Source organism: Bordetella petrii, assembly GCF_017356245.1.
GTDB lineage: Bacteria > Pseudomonadota > Gammaproteobacteria > Burkholderiales > Burkholderiaceae_B > Bordetella_A > Bordetella_A petrii_D.
Map to the genome: position 1 here is coordinate 1 of NZ_JAFMZZ010000009.1, position 664 is coordinate 664.

1 pseudogene is annotated in these 664 nt (G+C 66.9%); it reads left to right on the forward strand.

The annotated features are described in order from the left end of the window. Positions 1-664 (forward strand): annotated as a pseudogene (locus J2P76_RS23515) (hemagglutinin repeat-containing protein); the annotation flags it as partial.

The window sequence follows — 664 nt, forward strand, 5'->3', positions numbered from 1 at the left end:
CCACCAAGGACAACGAAGTCGCGGGCGGAGCCACCAAGGAGCACGGCACCTCGGTGCCCAGCACCGGCGGGGGGCTGGGCCTGGGCATGCCGGTAGTGGCGGCGGCCAGCGGAGACGCCAGTTCGACCACGCAAAGCGCCATCAGCGACGGCGCGATCGAGATCCGTGACGAAGCGGGACAGAAAGCGCTGACAGGGCAGACGGCAGACCAGGCCGTGGCGTCGGTGAACTGGGACACATCGGACACGCTGAACACGCTGGATCCGATCTTCGACAAGGAGCAGATCGAAGCGGGCTTCGAGATCGTGTCGGAGGCGAACCGGCAGCTGGGGCAGTTTCTGGTGAATCGGGCCAAGGAGGTCGATGCGCTGAACGATCGGGCCGATGACGCCACGCTGTCGAAGGCGGAACGTGATCAGGCCCGGGCTGAAGCCGAACGACTGAAACGGGAGTGGGGCCCGGGCGGCAAGTATCGCCGCTGGATGACGGCGGTGATGGGTGCGGCCAGCGGCAATGTGACGGGTGCGACCAGTGAGTTCGTGCAAGCCGCGGTGGTGAACTACCTGCAGGGGCTGGCGGCGAGCGAGGTCAAGCGCATTGCGGATGGCATGGGTTCTGGGGCCAACGTCGAAGCGGCTCGGGCCGCGTTGCATGCCATCGTCGG